Source organism: Chryseobacterium lineare (genome assembly GCF_977014045.1).
In genome coordinates, this window is record NZ_CDRNIQ010000001.1 from 1,717,472 (window position 1) to 1,734,330 (window position 16,859).

General features: G+C 35.2%; 14 protein-coding genes. 3 read left to right on the forward strand and 11 right to left on the reverse strand.

Features of this window, described 5'->3' with window-relative positions; translation table 11 throughout:
- Positions 1-127: 127 nt before the first annotated feature.
- The 3 genes from porT to ACWNCI_RS07530 are packed head-to-tail and all read right to left on the reverse strand — an operon-like array spanning position 128 to position 2,218.
- Entirely contained in the window at positions 128-910 is a 783-nt protein-coding gene (gene porT, locus ACWNCI_RS07520; RefSeq protein ID WP_449387820.1) for a type IX secretion/gliding motility protein PorT/SprT, read from the reverse strand.
- 3 nt (positions 911-913) lie between these two features.
- Positions 914-1,645: a bifunctional demethylmenaquinone methyltransferase/2-methoxy-6-polyprenyl-1,4-benzoquinol methylase UbiE gene (ubiE, locus tag ACWNCI_RS07525; protein WP_449387821.1), complete on the reverse strand. Its 732-nt coding sequence runs from the start codon at positions 1,643-1,645 to the stop codon at positions 914-916.
- A gap of 3 nt (positions 1,646-1,648) precedes the next feature.
- The gene (locus tag ACWNCI_RS07530; protein WP_346984826.1) at positions 1,649-2,218 is read right to left on the reverse strand and encodes a hypothetical protein; all 570 of its coding nucleotides are present in this window, start codon (positions 2,216-2,218) and stop codon (positions 1,649-1,651) included.
- A gap of 101 nt (positions 2,219-2,319) precedes the next feature.
- Here ACWNCI_RS07530 and ACWNCI_RS07535 point away from each other — a divergent pair, with 101 nt between their 5' ends.
- Positions 2,320-3,387, forward strand: coding sequence for a 3-oxoacyl-ACP synthase III family protein (locus tag ACWNCI_RS07535; protein WP_449387822.1), 1,068 nt, complete (start codon positions 2,320-2,322; stop codon positions 3,385-3,387).
- Between the two features lie 69 nt (positions 3,388-3,456).
- On the forward strand, positions 3,457-4,662 hold the full coding sequence (locus ACWNCI_RS07540; protein ID WP_449387823.1) for a metallophosphoesterase: 1,206 nt from the start codon (positions 3,457-3,459) through the stop codon (positions 4,660-4,662).
- Between the two features lie 66 nt (positions 4,663-4,728).
- Here the strand turns inward: ACWNCI_RS07540 and ACWNCI_RS07545 are convergent, their stop codons facing one another.
- A complete protein-coding gene (locus ACWNCI_RS07545) occupies positions 4,729-5,481 on the reverse strand; it encodes a polysaccharide deacetylase (RefSeq protein WP_449387824.1) in 753 nt (250 codons plus the stop codon).
- A gap of 85 nt (positions 5,482-5,566) precedes the next feature.
- Entirely contained in the window at positions 5,567-6,532 is a 966-nt protein-coding gene (locus ACWNCI_RS07550) for an NAD-dependent epimerase/dehydratase family protein (RefSeq protein ID WP_346984822.1), read from the reverse strand.
- 293 nt (positions 6,533-6,825) lie between these two features.
- Between ACWNCI_RS07550 and ACWNCI_RS07555 the strand changes: the two genes are divergently transcribed.
- Positions 6,826-8,106: a dicarboxylate/amino acid:cation symporter gene (locus ACWNCI_RS07555; RefSeq protein WP_449387825.1), complete on the forward strand. Its 1,281-nt coding sequence runs from the start codon at positions 6,826-6,828 to the stop codon at positions 8,104-8,106.
- A 253-nt stretch (positions 8,107-8,359) separates the two neighbouring features.
- Here the strand turns inward: ACWNCI_RS07555 and ACWNCI_RS07560 are convergent, their stop codons facing one another.
- The 6 genes from ACWNCI_RS07560 to ACWNCI_RS07585 form a co-directional block, all read right to left on the reverse strand.
- Entirely contained in the window at positions 8,360-9,211 is an 852-nt protein-coding gene (locus ACWNCI_RS07560) for a diacylglycerol/lipid kinase family protein (protein WP_449387826.1), read from the reverse strand.
- Between the two features lie 44 nt (positions 9,212-9,255).
- A complete protein-coding gene (locus ACWNCI_RS07565) occupies positions 9,256-10,068 on the reverse strand; it encodes a hypothetical protein (RefSeq protein ID WP_449387827.1) in 813 nt (270 codons plus the stop codon).
- Positions 10,069-10,085: 17 nt separating this feature from the next.
- Positions 10,086-10,916: an RsiV family protein gene (locus ACWNCI_RS07570; protein ID WP_449387828.1), complete on the reverse strand. Its 831-nt coding sequence runs from the start codon at positions 10,914-10,916 to the stop codon at positions 10,086-10,088.
- Positions 10,917-10,997: 81 nt separating this feature from the next.
- On the reverse strand, positions 10,998-12,929 hold the full coding sequence (locus ACWNCI_RS07575) for a transglutaminase-like domain-containing protein (protein WP_449387829.1): 1,932 nt from the start codon (positions 12,927-12,929) through the stop codon (positions 10,998-11,000).
- A 3-nt stretch (positions 12,930-12,932) separates the two neighbouring features.
- Entirely contained in the window at positions 12,933-14,825 is a 1,893-nt protein-coding gene (locus ACWNCI_RS07580) for a DUF3857 domain-containing protein (RefSeq protein ID WP_449387830.1), read from the reverse strand.
- Between the two features lie 104 nt (positions 14,826-14,929).
- On the reverse strand, positions 14,930-16,858 hold the full coding sequence (locus ACWNCI_RS07585) for a transglutaminase domain-containing protein (protein ID WP_449387831.1): 1,929 nt from the start codon (positions 16,856-16,858) through the stop codon (positions 14,930-14,932).
- Position 16,859: the final 1 nt, after the last annotated feature.

Here is a 16,859-nt window from a genome sequence, read left to right on the forward strand (position 1 = left end):
TATATTCTAACTATTAGCAAAAATAACAAAATATTAACACTAACAAAAATAAAAGTCTCTATATTTTGTTTTCAAAAGGAAAAGGAGACACAAAATGCATCTCCTTTTTATATTTTCATAATATTTCTTATTCAAATTTCAGTACAAAAAATATCGCTCTGGTCTGTAAGGTAGACATTGCAGACGTCCAGTACGGAGGTGTTGTTGCATTATCTGCCACAATTTCATTGTTCATGATAAAAGTACCTCTTACCGCCGGAGTAAGTTTAAACTTGTTGAAGTAAAACTGTATTCCCATTTCTGCAGACCATGCAAAATTGTGCGTCGTAGATCTGAAAACCTGTTGTAAATTATCATCAGTAGAGTCTGAATTTGACTGTAAATTAACAATATAATTCACCCCTGCTGCCACGTATGGTCTTGAGTTATACCATCTTTGTCCGTGGAATTCAAGCAATACCGGAACATCTACCAAAGTAGTTTTAATCTCTCTTACTCTGTCATTTTCTGTTAAAGGAATAGGAATAAAAGGATCATTTGTCAAAGTACCTGCTGCGTATTGGTCATTCGACTGTGTATTGAAAGTCAACTGTCTCTGACCGAATTGTAACCCTGGTTCCAATCTTAAGTCCAGATAATCGTTTAGTCTCCATTTTGCGATCAACCCCGCACCGAAACTATAACTTTCTTTGGATGTAACAAGATTGTGATTATTATCCATACCATATCTAGGATTCAAAACGATACGGTAGTCTAGTCTGTTACCATTCAGATAAAAACCCCAGCTGAATTTCTGCTCGTCAAAGTCTTCCAACTTATCCATTCTGTTTCGGGTTCTGAATTGCGCGTTTGCTAAAACTGCAACATTTACTGAGGTTAAAACCAGTGCTCTTAATAAAAATTTACTCATAGGTTACTTTGTTGCTTTATAAATTGTGGCTATACCTAAACTTAGTTTTTTATATTCAACTTTTTTAAATCCTGTATCTAAAAGAATTTGTCTCATCTTTTCCCCGAAAGGAAAAGCGTTTACAGAATCCGGAAGGTATGTGTATGCCCTATTATCCTTAGAAACCAGTCTGCCGATGGCAGGTAATACATTTTTGAAATAAAACATATAAAATGGTGCTAAGAAACCCTCAACCTTTGAAAACTCCAGTATATAAACACTCTTGTTATCTTTAACAACTCTTCTTAATTCCGCCAAACCCTTGGTAAGGTTTTCAAAATTCCTCACTCCAAATGCAACGGAAACTGCATCAAATCTATTGTCCTCGAAAGGTAAATTCTCTGCATCGCCTTTTTGCATGGAAATTTTGCCGTCTAATTTAAGTTTTTTTATTTTAATAACGCCAACATTTAACATTTGTTGCGATAAATCTAATCCTATTACTTTGGAACCTGTTCCTTTTTCAATAGTAATAGCGAGATCTCCCGTTCCTGTAGCCACATCCAGCACTTCCTGCGGGCTGTCATTTTTCATCCATTTCACCAAAGTATTTCTCCATAGAACATCTATTTTCATGGATAAAACATGATTCAGAAGATCATATTTCGGTGCAATATTGTCGAACATATCCTCAACCTGGCTCTTCTTGGTAGCTTCAGAGTTGTAGGGCGTAATTTTGGTAATATCTTTTGTCAAAACTTAAAACTTGTAATATTCGTTATAATAATTCAGGTAATCCTGTTTTCTGAAAATCTTCGATCTGGATTCTACTTGCTGGATGTTTTTGATCACTTTATCGTAATCTTCATCTACGTTGTAATAAAAATCATCCGTAAACAATTTGTTAAAGTGTCTTGCTCCTCCAAAGTATGCTTTTCCGTCAATGACAGTCTTATCCAGTGCCAAAAGTAATGAATCTTTCTTAAGGTTGTATCCATAGTACTGATCATTAATATAATAATCCTGATGGGCAATATTAATAAGGCCTCGAACTTTATTCACCTCGAAAGCAGAATCAAACAGTAATTTTTTATGCTGATCAAAAACTTTAATTGAATTCTTTCCTTTATTTAAATCAACAGGAACGGTTTGCCCGCCGGCAATTGTGCCTTCCGCTCCGTTATTTATTTTATAGTAAAATGTATTGGAAGTAGGATTATCCACCACATAATAATTCTTTTTGGCCAAAAGGAAGAAGTAAATCCCAAAGGCAAAGATAACAGCCACGATTGCAATAAGTAAGCCTTTTAAGGATGGATTATTTTTCATAGGATTGTAAAGTACAATTTTTGCAAATTTAATAATATTTTTAATTCTCTGTTATTAATATTAATTATTAACTTTGCATCTTTAAAAAATCATTTAAACGAATGCCGAATACGATCATTATTGGTTCTGGATCTTACCTTCCCAGCAAAATTATCGGGAGAGACTATTTCTTAGATTCAGATTTTTATACTGAAGACGGGGTGAAGATTGACAAACCTGCAGAAGAAACGATTGCAAAATTTGTAGAAATTACAGAAATAGAAAACAGAAGATTCATAGAAGATGATCTATCCAATTCTCAAATCGGTTACGAAGCTGCAAAAATAGCTATTGAAGATGCAAAAATAGATCCCGAAGAACTTGATTATATTATTTATGCAAGTAATTTCGGTGAAGTTACCGTTCATGGATATGCCGATTTTATGCCGACGATGGCCGCAAGAGTGAAAAATAAGCTTGGTATTAAAAACAGAAAATGTGTAACCTATGATATGCTTTTCGGATGCCCGGGATGGGTAGAGGGAATGATTCTGGCTGATAATTTAATCAAGGCTAAAGTTGCCAAGACTATTCTTGTGATCGGCGCTGAAACCCTAAGCAGGGTAACAGATCCTCACGACAGAAACAGAATGATCTTCGCAGACGGAGCCGGAGCAGTTGTTGTAAAGGCTACAGATGAAGAAAATGTAGGAATTATCGCTCACAATACAATTTGTGACAACGGTATCGAGCTGGATTATCTTGCCAATGGGCCTTCAATCAACAAAGACTCAGATCAGACACGCATATTTGTGAGAATGCAGGGAAGGAAAATTTATGAGTATGCCCTTAAAAACGTTCCCACAGCCATTAAAGAAACTATTGAAGACGCAGGTCTTTCCATTGAAGACATCAACAAAATCCTGATTCACCAGGCCAACGCCAAAATGGATTACGCCATGATCGAAAGACTTCATAAACTTTATGATGTGAAAGATTATGATCATTCCATCTCTCCAATGACGATTCAGGACTTCGGAAACTCTTCCGTAGCCACAATTCCTACGATGTATGATTTAATAATTAAAGGAAAAATGGACGGCCATTCGTTTAAAGAAAAAGGTAACATTGTAATGACTTCGGTAGGTGCCGGAATGAACATCAATGCTATCGTTTACAGATTTCCTTAATAATATTATTTAATATAAAATATAAAAGAGCACAGGGAAATTATTCTTTGTGCTTTTTTTAAACGGATTATGCAAAGAAACTTTTTTATTATTGCAGCCATCTTCCTATTTCTGGAAGTATATATTTATCAGGCCATAAGAACACTTACAGATAATTTCTGGATAAAGATAGGCTATTGGGCTGTTTCTCTGGCAGTGTACGGGATTTTCGCTTATGAAGTGACACACTTCAGCAAAGCCGACAGAAGTATGATGAGAGCACAAATCATGATATCGCTCTTTTTGGTCTTTATTCTTCCTAAAATCTTTATCGTTTTGTTCCTGTTGATTGATGATCTCATTAGAATCTTTGGCTATCTTATAGGTTTGGCAGGGTCTTCAGAAAATCATTTTCCTGAAAGAAGGAAGTTTTTAAGCCTGGTAGGTTTGGGATTAGGAGGTGTTCTCTCCGCCCTTTTCATTGATGGAATCACATTCGGGAAATACCGCCATAAAGTAAGAAAGGTGAGAATTAATTTAAAAAATCTTCCGGAAAGCTTTAAAGGCTATAAAATCGTTCAGATTTCAGATGTTCACAGCGGAAGTTTTTCCGATCCTTCAAAATTAGAACACGCAATCAATCTTATTAATGAGCAAAAGCCGGATCTGGTTTTATTTACGGGTGATATGGTGAATAATGTCGCTGATGAATTTAAACCATTTATTCCTCTGTTTTCAAAAATAAAAGCTAAAGACGGAAAGTTTGCTGTTTTGGGTAATCATGATTATGGTGATTACGTACATTGGACTTCACCCGCAGAAAAACAACAAAATCTTAAAACCCTGATTGAGTATGAGCGACAAGCCGGTTTTGATATGCTTCGTAATGAACACAGAATTATTGAGAAAAATGGTGAGAGATTATACATTCTGGGGGTTGAAAATTGGGGATTAAAACCTTTCCCACAGTTCGGAAGATTAGATGATGCACTTAAAAACATACCTGATTCTGCCGCTAAAATATTAATGAGCCATGATCCTACCCATTTTGATTACGTGGTAAAAAAACACCCAGGAAACGTTCAGCTGACGCTTTCCGGCCATACACACGGAATGCAGTTTGGCCTTGATCTTAAAAATATAAAATGGTCACCGGTTCAGTACAAATACCCGAAATGGGCAGACCTTTACGAAAGTGAAGGGAAAATGCTCTATGTCAACAGAGGCTTTGGGGTTCTGGCTTATCCTGGAAGAGTAGGAGTTTTACCGGAAATTACACTTTTTGAATTGGCTTAAAATTTAAGATTTAAGCTTTACCTATATTTTAAAAACTATAACCTGTAATCTAAAATCTGCAACCTATTAAAAAATATAATCTTTCATACGGGAAGTAGCCATTTCTTTCTCGTTGATCCAGGTAAGGAGGGCATCTAATTTGTCCTCCATTTTTTTGCCCGAGTTAAATCTTCTGTGCATAGGAACATCAAAATGGTACTTTCCGAAATCAGTAAACTGCCACGAGTTTAAATAAATCAAAACAAACTCATCATTCTTCAAAGTTTCAAAAACCATGTTCTGATAATATTTCATCGGCAGAATCTGAAATACAAAATCATTATAAGGAAGTTGACTGTAAGGAGAGATACTTTCCGGCACAATACTCAATCCGTCTTCTTCAATAATTTCCGTATTTCTTTTCAGGCGTTTGAACGGGAAAAGAATATCAGCATTATCAATATTTGAAACATAATTAAATTCCATTAGCTTTAAACTTTGCTGAGGAACTTTGAAATCTTTCTGACGAATTCCCTTAATCTGCTTACCCAATAAATCCTGAATATTTTTTTTGGTAACTTCAATTTCTGCAGGATCTGAATTCTGATTATAAAAAGCAATTTCATGTCCTTTGGATGAAATTGCTTTTAGTAAATCCTGAAGCTTTCCGGCGATGGAAATCTCCACAAAAAAGCTTGCTTTAGTATCATGTATATCTAAAATTCTGAGGATGGCTTTTGTATTTTCAACAGATATTTTTAAACGCTCATCACCGGAAACCTTAGCTCCGTTTTTACATTCCGCTTCAATAGTTATGATGTTGAAAGTTAATAATACCATATCAATTTAATTTTAGATAAAAACTGAAAACATTTAAAAATCAGATGTTAATAATCTTTTCACTTAAAGTATAACTTTATATTTATTATACTTTACCTAGCTTTATCTTAAGGTTCTTAATCATGTCTTTTGTCATTTCAGAAATTCCGAAATTATAGGTTAGTCCCCAGTCTTTTTTAGCCACGGAGTCATCAATAGATGCCGGCCATGAATCTGCAATCTGCTGTCTGAAATCCGGTTTATAATCGATCTCAAAATCCGGGATTTCTTTCTTGATTTCTTCAGCCAGTTCTTTTGGAGTAAAAGACATCCCTCCCAGATTATAGGAAGAACGAACGGTTAAACTTTCTTTCGGGGCTTCCATTAACTTAAGTGTGGCGTTGATAGCATCATCCATATATAACATCGGCATTCCTGTATTTTCAGAGATGAAGCTTGTATATTTCCCCTCTTCTATCGCTTCGTAAAAAATCTCTACAGCGTAGTCGGTTGTTCCTCCACCGGCAGGAGTTTTCCATGAGATTAATCCGGGATATCTGATACTTCTTACATCTACCCCGTGTTTATCAAAATAATATTCGCACCATTTCTCTCCTGCCATTTTTGATATCCCGTACACTGTTGTCGGGTTTAATACCACATCCTGACCAACATTTTCTTTTGGAATCCCTTTTCCGAAAACAGCAATGGAACTAGGCCAGAAAATCTTCTGAATAAGACCTTCCTTTGCCATTTCACAAAAATGAAGAAGAGGTTCAAGATTAAGCTTCCATGCAAAAACAGGTTGCTTTTCCGAAGTACCGGACAGCAAAGAAGCCAAATGATAAACGGTAGTGATTTCATAATCTTTTATCACCTGCCTTACCAACTGTGTGTTTGTTACATCCATTCGTTCGTAACTTCCTGCAGAAGTAATTCCCTTTTGCCATCTGTCGAGTCCTGAAGCTACAACATTTTCAGCTCCGTGAATTTCAACAAGTCTGTTGGTAAGTTCGGTGCCGATCTGTCCTAAAGCACCTGTAATAAGTATTCTTTCCGTGTGGGATTCCATTTTGATTTTTTATTAGTTGATGAAAGCAAAAGTAAATATTTTAAAGTCTATCTTAAAACAAAATTGTAAAATGGATTACAAAATTCGCTATTGAAACAGATTATCATTTCACTTATTTATTTACTTCCACATTTTCAGCATTATATACAGACTGCAAATATTTTTATGAAGCAAGCTATGAGTCGTTCCTACAAATAAAGGTTGAAAAGACACATTTTTAGTTACATTTTACTGACATTTATCATATCAAACAATAAATTTTTCATAATTTTCGCTCCTATAAAACAACTTCATTGAAAGCAAAAAAACTTTATAAGCAACTATATTTCCAAGTGGTTATTGCCATTATTGCCGGGATTCTTTTAGGAAGGTTCTATCCGGAACTCGGAGAAAAAATGAAGCCTCTCGGCGACGGATTCATTAAACTGGTAAAAATGATCATTGCTCCGGTAATTTTTATCACCCTTACATTAGGCATCGCCCACATGACAGATCTGAAAAAAGTAGGAAGAATTGCTGTGAAAGCCATGATTTACTTTTTAACATTCTCAACACTGGCTTTAATTATCGGACTTATTGTAGGAAATGTATTACAACCCGGACACGGTCTGAATATCGATCCTTCTACCCTTTCCGGCGATGTTTCCCAGTATCAGCAGAAAGCCCACGACTCTACCCTTACAGGCTTTCTTATGAACATTATTCCGGAGACGCTCTTCAGTCCGCTTGTAGGAGAGAATATTCTTCAGGTGCTGCTTGTTGCTATACTGATGGGTATTGCTTTGGTTTTAACGAAAGAAAAAAGCCGTAAAGTAACAGAGTTCTTACAGGATCTCTCCACGCCGGTTTTCAAAATTGTGCATATGCTGATGAAACTAGCTCCGATAGGAGCATTTGGTGCTATGGCCTTCACGATTGGAAAGTACGGACTTCATTCCGTTCTGAATCTCATTTTTCTTGTTGGCACATTTTATATCACATCAGCTCTTTTTGTGGTTCTCGTTCTCGGAACTGTTGCCTGGTACAATGGCTTTAATATTTTTAAACTCATGTACTTTCTGAAAGAAGAACTTCTTCTGGTATTAGGAACCAGCTCTTCGGAATCTGCTCTTCCGGGAATCATGGAAAAGCTTGAAAAAGCAGGCTGCTCAAGAGCTATTGTAGGACTTGTAGTTCCTACAGGATATTCTTTCAATCTTGACGGCACAAACATCTACATGACTTTAGCTTCCCTGTTCATTGCCCAGGCACTCAATATTCACCTTCCGATTGAAAAACAGATGATGTTGCTTTTAGTAGCCATGCTCAGTTCGAAAGGCGCTGCAGGTGTTACAGGTGCAGGTTTTGTAACGTTGGCAGCTACTTTAGCAGTAGTCCCCGAAATTCCTATTGCGGGGATGACCTTAATTCTGGGAATCGATAAGTTCATGAGTGAATGCCGCGCATTAACCAACGTGATAGGAAATTCCGTAGCAACAGTTGTGGTAGCAAACTGGGAGAAACAGCTGGACAAAAAGCAACTGCAGTATTGTCTGGATCATCCTAATGATATCGAAAAAAAGCTGGAAGTATAGATCAATCTTTCCATTTAGAATTTAGGTGATAAAAAAATGTCTTATTATGCAATCTATCACTTACGACCGATGCATACACCATGTGACGACCGATGCAAGCATCTTATAACACCCGATGCATGCTCCTTGATGCGCTCGAAGCAAGATCCTGCACCGTCCGATGAAAATCTCACGGAGTATAAAGAATTATATATTCTAAAATTAAACTTATCTCGTTGAAGATTATGGTTTCAGGAAATAAGACTATAGTTATTTATATCAGAATATTAAGGCTTGAAGGCAGCACCTTAACATGAATCGGTGATTTTATTTTATTGAATTCACCATCAAGATGCCAGTTTTTCGTATTGACCTTAAATTCAATTTCCGATACCGGTAAGTAGGTAATATAATCATCATCCTTCAGTTTTTTGGTAAACATTCTGAAGGCAAAAAGCGGAGAATACGTCAGGGGAAACTTTTTCACCAGCACCATATCAACCAGCCCATCACTTTTGCTTGCATTGGGCGCGATATAGGCATTATTTCCGAACTGTCTGGTATTGGCTATATTCACCATCAGATATTTACCGTTGTATTCCTTATATTTTTCATCAAAGAATTTAACCTTGATCGGTTTATAGCTGAAAAACGTTTTAAGGGAAACTTTAATATAATTTTTAAAGCCGCGGGTTGTCTTCTCAAATTCCTTTACTACTTTGCCATCGAATCCCGTCCCTGAAACATTGATGGAAAGCCTGTCATTAATCGTAAAAGTATCAATCTTCCTGGATTTCTTTGCATTAAGCTTTTCGAGAAGCTCATCCAGATTTTTACTGAATTTTGTTTCATTGGAAAAACCGTTTCCGGATCCGGCAGGGAAAATAGCCAGGATCTTTTCTGTATTGATAAGATTTCTCGCCACTGTAGAGATCGTTCCGTCTCCTCCTATCGCCACGAAAATATCAACTTCATGAAAATGTTTCCGGATAAAATCATCGGTTCCAAGAATAGATTCCGAAATATAATACAAAGGATTCTGAACCTTGGTATTCAGCTCATTGAGAAACGGATGATAGTTCTTTTTGGCTGAAAAAGGATTAATGATAAAGGCAATGTTTTCCATTGATGCAAAATTAAAAAATGCTTCCTTACCAGAAAGCATTAAATTCAATTAATTTTCATTCTCCTTGCAAAATCGGGCTTTATATAACCGCTAAGATCATCCCAGGATACCGTGAGAATAATATCTCCGATATCGTAATCATGGGCAATTTCGTTCATATTATAATGAAAATACAAGTTCAAATCATCAAAGTAAAAGTTTTTGGTCACCGGAAACGTAACAGCTGATAAAATATTGTAGGCTTCGCGGTCATAGGTTTTGATCTGCTGCATCATTGTCGTTCTTTCAAGACTCAGCCTTAAAATCCGTCTCACCGTCTCTTCAGAAAGCACAACGATATCAGACAGCCTGAGTTTCTTTTTGTTCTTAAAATCAAAAACTTTCTCTTCGTAATGGTATCGTGACTTTTCCGCTCCCGCCTCATTCTCATAATACTGAACAGAGACGTAATTATTTTTATTCATACGTACATTCATCTGCGAAATATACGACCACTCCTGTTGCTGTTTTACTTCAGAAAGATTTCCTGAATTCATCATCCGGTCGTAGACATTCTGTTTTTCCTGTTTTAAGTGAGCCTCAAGTCCGTTTTTAGAAAAATCAGAGATTTGCTTTCCCTCATAAATTTCTTTGAGAAGCTTTTCATCTTCAACATCGGGAAACCATAAAAGCTTTGAAGAATACCGTACCAAAACCGAATCTGATATCTTTGCCGTATCTTCTTCTATCACAGCATCAATATTGATTCTCCCATAGCTGTTCTTTTCAGCATCCTTCTTCTCACTTCTGAGTTCTTTACACCCGGACAGAAGCAAAAGCAGCATGACAGTCCATATGAGATATTTTTTTTTCATCATTCATGTTTAATTAAAATCTAATAATTAATACCCATTCTCTTTTTAAATTCCGGATTGATGGTTCCTTTCAATTCTTCCCACGATACCGGAATCGTAATGTCTCCTGCAGCAAATGCGGCAATTTCGTAAGGACTGTAATGAAAATACAGATTTTTTTCATCAAAATAAAAGTTGTCGGTTGCCGGAACTGCATTCACCAAAAGCATTTCCGAATTGTTAACATTTCCGTTAGAGTCTGTAGTTCCACTATTTATTTTATTGATATTTTTCATGAGCATGGCTTCAATCTTTGCTTTCGGCATCGATGTGATATCTTTCAGCTCAAGCTTTTTATTGTTTTTTAAATCAAAAACCCTTTCCGAAAAACCGTAATTATCGTGAGCGCCTCCTTCATAAGAACCCCATAGGTACTGAATATGTATATAATCTTTCGTTCTTGATTTAAGATTCATTGCCATATCAGAATACCATTCCTGGGCAAATCCCAGATCTGAGATCCAGTCTTTCGAATCTTTTTTAATCTTGCTGAAGTATTCTTTTTTATTATTTTCAAGTCGTGTCTGAAGACCTTTCTTCGAAAAATCCTGAATATTTTTATCTCCGAAATAAATGCTGTCAAGCAGGCTTTTATCCTTAATAGTCGGAAATACCAGCATTTTGGATGAATATTTAATCTTCAATGAATCATTAAGCTTTACAGAATCGCTTACTTTTACCGAATCTACACTAAATGTATTGTTCTGTACAGTATCCTTTTTCACAGTATCGGTAGAATTGTTTTCCGTTTTTTTACAGGCCGATACAACAAAGAGTGTCGAAAGAGCCAAAACGGCAATCGTGTTTTTCATAATTCTGATTTTCCTTCTTATATGCAAAAACCATTCAAATATTGAATGGTTTTACATTTATTTTAAAATTATATTGCTTTTTTATTTCTTTACAAGACTGATTACCTGATTCTCCTGCTTGGATGCCACCCCCCAAATCTGCTTGAATGCAGGATAATATTCTTTAGGATAGGTAGGGCTCAGAACTTTCGTCGTGGAAACCACTTCTATGGTATTCCCTTTCTGTTCGGCAAAATAGCTGTATTCGATTTCTTTATCATCGGTTACAATTTTCTTACTCTTAGGCATTTCTTCGATTGCATACCCTTCCGGAATTTCTAAAACGATTTTTTTCACTCTTGTAAATGGTGATGTGAAATCTATCATATATTTTCTTTCTTCTGTCTGATCAAACTCATTGGAGCTTTTGTTCAGGAAAAGCATTGGATTAATGATGATTTTCTTCCCGATCTTATCGATCAGATTATCCGAAGAAAACTTCATGGTGCTTTCAAAATCTCCGTTTTCAGCAACTTTAGAATCAATATCCGTAAAGTCTATTGCAAAATTTTCTTTGTACTGCTTCTTGTATTTATCGGCATTATCATCATAACTTTCTTTGGCAAACATGGCGTAAGTTCCCGTATCTTTATCAGAATAGCTTCCTGAAATACTTCCGTCATTATTGATTTTCGCAGTTGCCGTAAGGTAGGTAAAACTTGTTTTTGCATTGGTAAGGGAAAGCTGCTGTACCTTATCTTTTGAGATCAGTATCCCGAACTGGTTCCAGTCTCTCGGCGGAAGTTGGTCTATCGAAGATTGCTTTGCCGTGGCATCATACAAATGGAAGCCGTCTTTTGTCTGGATCGCCGCAATTACAAAATTCATGTTTGAAACATTGGGAGACGCAATATTGATGAGTCCGTTGCTTACTGTTGATATGACAAGAGGATCTGCTTTAAGACCAGCCTCACGAAACATCATCACTAAGAAAAGATTGATCTCGGCAGCATTTCCGGTTTTGGTTTCCAGCATTTTCTTAATACCGTCTTCTACATAAATTCCTCTGTCTTTGTTCCAGGTAAATGTATTTTTCACATAATTAAACACCGCATCCGCTTTTTCAATTTCATTTGAAATTCCTGATATATTGGCTGGCATATTTTCTTTGGCCAGTCTGGTTTTCTTCAATTCTCCTCCGAAATCCTCATTTTCATATAAGCGCTCTTTTATCTGTTCCCACGAAGAAGAATAAAGCTTCAGCTCACGGTAGTTGGTAGAATGCAGCTCTGCGCTTATTTTTGTTCTGTAGTTCCTGTCATTATTAACAAACTTTTCTGTTTTAAATCCTTTTACATTTTCATATCCGAATCTGTACGTTCTATAGTTCATTCCGTACATCATTCTTTCTTCAATTTCCCTGTATTTAGGGCTTAAAAATCCTGTATAATTGACATTGTAAGAAATGTTTTCCGGGCTGTCCAAAACATATTCTGTGTACAGCGAAGGCGTATCGGTTTCGATTAAGATTTCAGGTATTATGAATAGAAAAGGCGATGTCACCTCATACTGATATTCAATAACAGAACCATTTTTCACATTTGGGAAAGCAAATTTTGTAATGGAAACGTACTTGCTTTCTTTACTTTTATATTTCGAACTTTTATCGACTTTGGTCGCCACGGAGGTTCCGTTTTCGAGATTATAAGTAAAAGCTTTCATTTTGGAGAGCGTTTCCTGACTGCTTCCGTTCTGATAAAGCGGAATCTCCAGGTTCAACCAGTCTTCAGCCTTGTCTTTATCATAAATTTTCACTCTGTAAAAAGCTTGTTTAATAAGATTTCCTGTATTATAATCAATGCTGAAATGTAAAGATTTGTAAAGAATTTCAGCCGGTGCATTTTCATCCAGAACTGATTTTTGTTTAGACAAATCTGCATCATTGAATTTTGGGGCATCAAGAAACTTATGCTTCTGGGCTTCCACAAAAATGAAATTCACAGAGCAGAAAGCGATAAATAATATTTTTTTCATGTGTCAAATTTTAGATATTAAAATTTTTGAGTTATCGATATTAATAGTTTTTTTTCTGAAATTGACGTAATCGTTGTATTTCTCCTTCGGATAAAGCCCTTTGTTGATTCTGATGGATCTGTTGACCTTTAGACCGTCACCGTTTTTCACAAAGCTCAGTTTATAAGTTCCGAATTCAGAGTTCAGAACAACGTTTTCAGGGAGCTCATCCACTTTATAATTCTGTGGCAAAGTAAAGTTGATTTCATAATCATCTTCAAACGACTGTCTCAGTTCAAAAGGCAGTTCTCTATTGTCCTCTTTTTTATATACATTATCAGAGTAAATCGGGACTGCTCTGAAAATCATACTGCTTCCGGCATTTTTAGAATAGTTGTTTGCCTTGAAGTCAAGATCATATTTGGCAACAGCATTATCCTTATCATTAAGGAAATTCTTCAGTTCGATCTTCTCAAAATGCAGAACATCCAGCATATTTTTCACTGCTTCTGTTCTTTCTTTCGGAGACAGAGTGGCAAGAATAAGATTGTTGTCATACTGAAGTCCCGTATAGGAAAAGTTACCTTCACCGAGAATGCTGTTATCTTCATTGACTTTAATTTTAAGCAATTGCTTTTCTTTGCTTTGCTCGGCAGGATAAGAAGGAGTATCCATAACTTCTATTCCGTCTTTTTTTACAACAAGAACATTTCTGTCGGTTGTCGTATAACCCAAATGATTAAAAGCAATCTGCTGAGATGTATTTTCCAGCCAGATCTTTCCTTTTTCTGTAGGTACCATTAATATGATATGATTACCTCCCATTTTCGGAAAATCTTTATCAAACGAAACCGGAGACAAACCTGAATTAATTTTACAATAATAGGAAGGAATTCCGGCTTCATCCAGCATCGTTTTCATGTACGTAGACAATCCTTTACAATCACCATAGCCTTTTTTCTGAACCTCATCCGGAAGCATCGGCTGCCAGCCGCCAATTCCCAATGCAACGAAAATATATCTCGTTTTACTCTGCATGTACTGATAGATTTTCTTAACCTTTTCTTCAGTAGTTCCTTGTAAATTCAACGAAGCAACTTCAGCCTTGATAGCCGGAGTGGATACAAATACCGGCTCCAGAATATTTTTGTAATACCAGGTGCCAAAATCTTTCCAGTCGTTAATCGTTCCTTGTTTTCCTTCAAGATTGAACTTCGTTAAAGCAAAACTTACTTTAGGTAAAATTTTTACCGGCTGAGGCGATAAAAAGACATCATCAATTGCAGGAACATTTTTATAGGTATAAATCTTTTCGCCGGCACTTTCGGATTCACTAACCGCAGTGTAATTGTATGACGAGGGATAAATTTTTGATTTCAGCTCAATTCCCGATTTATTGATGATCTTCATCTGTGCTTCTTCCAATGAAACTTTTGTAGTATTGAAAGGGATAAAATCCGGTAAAAAGACCGTATTTTCATCACTGATCTGATAAGAAAACTCAACGGTGTACGGATATTGTGTCGGCGTATAAGACAATGCCATCACACGGTTGTCTGAATAAAAAGTTCCTTGATTATTATTGGCAAAGTCCCCGAAATCTGATTTGGAATATGATTTTATTTTTTTACCGGATTCATCGTATATATTAACTTTCACATCGGAAATGCTGTTCCCTTTCTCGTAAGGAATATATACCTGCGCATCTGACTCTCCGTCTTTATTAAGAACAGTTTTTACGGTATAAAACTGATACCTGATATCATCTATCTTGTTGATCTGAATGGTAGTAAGATCTTTTCTGATGACTGCATCGGCGTTTTTTTTTAAATTTTCAGGAATTGCTGAAGCCGGAAAGCTTTGGGAGTAATATAAGGATGCCACGGAAAGGGCCACGGTACAAAGTATTTTAATCATGGTTATTAAAATTTAGCAAAAATAATAAAATCTCTGCGAGTCTTAAAATTAAATTTAATACATCAAATGTGAAAATCAAAAAAGACCTAATGAGGTCTTTTTAATTAAATTTTTACTAAGCTTATAACTTGATTTTCACTTTCCGTAATGATTCTCCAAATCTGTTTAAAAAAAGTATAATATTCTTTAGGATAATTTTGACTTGCTACTTCTACTTTGGAAACAACAAAAAGTTTATTACTTTCAAATTCTACTTTATAGGTGTAGGCAAGTTGTTTATCATCGGTTATAATTTTTTTAGGTTTAGGAAGGTCTCCGACTTTGTAACCATTCGGAATTATAATTTCAACTTTCTTTTCTCTAGTAAATGCCGAGATAAAATCTATCTGATTTTTTCTCTCTTCTTTCTGATCGAAGTTCTCATTTCCTATATTTAAAAACAAAAGGGGATTTAAAATAATTTTGTTTCCCACAATATCCATTAAGCTGTTGCTTGAAAACTTCATTTGAGATTCAAAATCGCCGTTATCCAACAATTTTGTTTCTACATCTTTCATATTGGTATTGAATTCTGTTTTAAAAGATTGATTATACTTATCTTTATTTTCATCAAATTCATCATAGGATTCAATAGCGTATAGGCCGTTTTCTTTTTGTGTTAATGTTCCTGTGATTTCAGAATTTTCAATATCTAGATTTGCTTTAATGATTAGATCTTTTTTACTGATGTTTGTATTAGAGAAGGATAAATCTGTCCCTTTAGTACCTTCAATTAGGATCCCAAAATCATTCCAGTCTCTTCTAGGAAGCATATTTACTTTCGATGCAAAAGAAGTAGCATCATAAAAATAAAGTTGATTATTGATTTTAACGGAAGCTAACACCATATTTAAATTTCCCGGATTCGGTGAAAAAATATTTAGAATACCATTATCTACAGTAGAAATCAAAAGTGGATTCGCCTGTAAACCTGCATCCCTAAGAAGAATTACCAATAAAAGATTAATATCTGCAGCACTTCCAGACTTTGTTTTGATAAGTTGTCTTAATTTTTGACTTGTAATAATTCCATCTTTTTTATTCCATTTATAATTATTTTTTACGAAATCAAAAATCTTATTGGCTCTTTCAAGAGGATCGTAGAAAGTTTTAATATTGTCGGGTAAAATATCTTTCACATTATTCTTTAAATAAGCACCAAATTCATCGTTATTATTCAACCTGTCTGCAACTTTACTCCAACTTTCAGCAGAATCATATGAAAAATATTTAGTTGAATATTTAGTAAGCTCTGGTTTCACACGCGCTCTATATCGTTCATTATCTTTTACAAATAATTCTTTAGGAACAGAAGGAGTGTTTTCGTATCCAAATCGAAAGACTTCAAAACCTCCTCCAAAGTGGTCTTCATTTTTATTTACGCTATATTTCGGCTTTAGAATATTTGTTCCTGTATTGTTGAATATATAACTCATTAAAACAGGATACTCAAAATTATACTCCTGATAAACAACAGGGATATTATACTGTAAATAATATGTTAAATTAAAAATATTATTATTTTCTAATTTGTAATTATATTCAATTACAGATCCATCCAGTATATTTGGAATTGCTAATTTGTAAATTTTTATTCCTTTTACTAAATTTTCTTTGAGCTGATCTTTCTTATTAATTATCATTTTTTCTACTTTCCCGTTTTGATAATTGTAAACTGTAAGTTGGAAATCAGCCAAACTTTCATTATCACTTACAGGGATTTCAATATTTAACCATTCTTCAGCATTTTTTTTATCATAAATTTTTATTTTAGAAAAGAATTTTTTAGTTACTAAAAACCATCCTGATGGAGCAACAACATAACTTACGCTATTATAAAGTATCTCAGCTGGAGCATTTTTTTCAATCAAAGAATTTGTTTTTTTCAAATCTGCCTCATCAAAATGCGGATAAGACATGAATTTATGTCCCTGAGAAAAGCAGAGATTAGCAAACAGTATAAAAATAAAACTCAGTGCATTTATTAGTTTCATA

Excerpts from the sequence above, each read along its gene's own strand:
- ACWNCI_RS07585 (WP_449387831.1), bottom strand. The coding sequence starts at position 16,858 with ATGAAACTAATAAATGCACTGAGTTTTATTTTTATACTGTTTGCTAAT.
- ACWNCI_RS07540 (WP_449387823.1), top strand. The coding sequence starts at position 3,457 with ATGCAAAGAAACTTTTTTATTATTGCAGCCATCTTCCTATTTCTGGAA.
- ACWNCI_RS07560 (WP_449387826.1), bottom strand. The coding sequence starts at position 9,211 with ATGGAAAACATTGCCTTTATCATTAATCCTTTTTCAGCCAAAAAGAAC.
- ACWNCI_RS07550 (WP_346984822.1), bottom strand. The coding sequence starts at position 6,532 with ATGGAATCCCACACGGAAAGAATACTTATTACAGGTGCTTTAGGACAG.
- ACWNCI_RS07545 (WP_449387824.1), bottom strand. The coding sequence starts at position 5,481 with ATGGTATTATTAACTTTCAACATCATAACTATTGAAGCGGAATGTAAA.
- ACWNCI_RS07570 (WP_449387828.1), bottom strand. The coding sequence starts at position 10,916 with ATGAAAAACACGATTGCCGTTTTGGCTCTTTCGACACTCTTTGTTGTA.
- porT (WP_449387820.1), bottom strand. The coding sequence starts at position 910 with ATGAGTAAATTTTTATTAAGAGCACTGGTTTTAACCTCAGTAAATGTT.
- ACWNCI_RS07575 (WP_449387829.1), bottom strand. The coding sequence starts at position 12,929 with ATGAAAAAAATATTATTTATCGCTTTCTGCTCTGTGAATTTCATTTTT.
- ACWNCI_RS07565 (WP_449387827.1), bottom strand. The coding sequence starts at position 10,068 with ATGATGAAAAAAAAATATCTCATATGGACTGTCATGCTGCTTTTGCTT.
- ACWNCI_RS07580 (WP_449387830.1), bottom strand. The coding sequence starts at position 14,825 with ATGATTAAAATACTTTGTACCGTGGCCCTTTCCGTGGCATCCTTATAT.
- ACWNCI_RS07535 (WP_449387822.1), top strand. The coding sequence starts at position 2,320 with ATGCCGAATACGATCATTATTGGTTCTGGATCTTACCTTCCCAGCAAA.
- ACWNCI_RS07530 (WP_346984826.1), bottom strand. The coding sequence starts at position 2,218 with ATGAAAAATAATCCATCCTTAAAAGGCTTACTTATTGCAATCGTGGCT.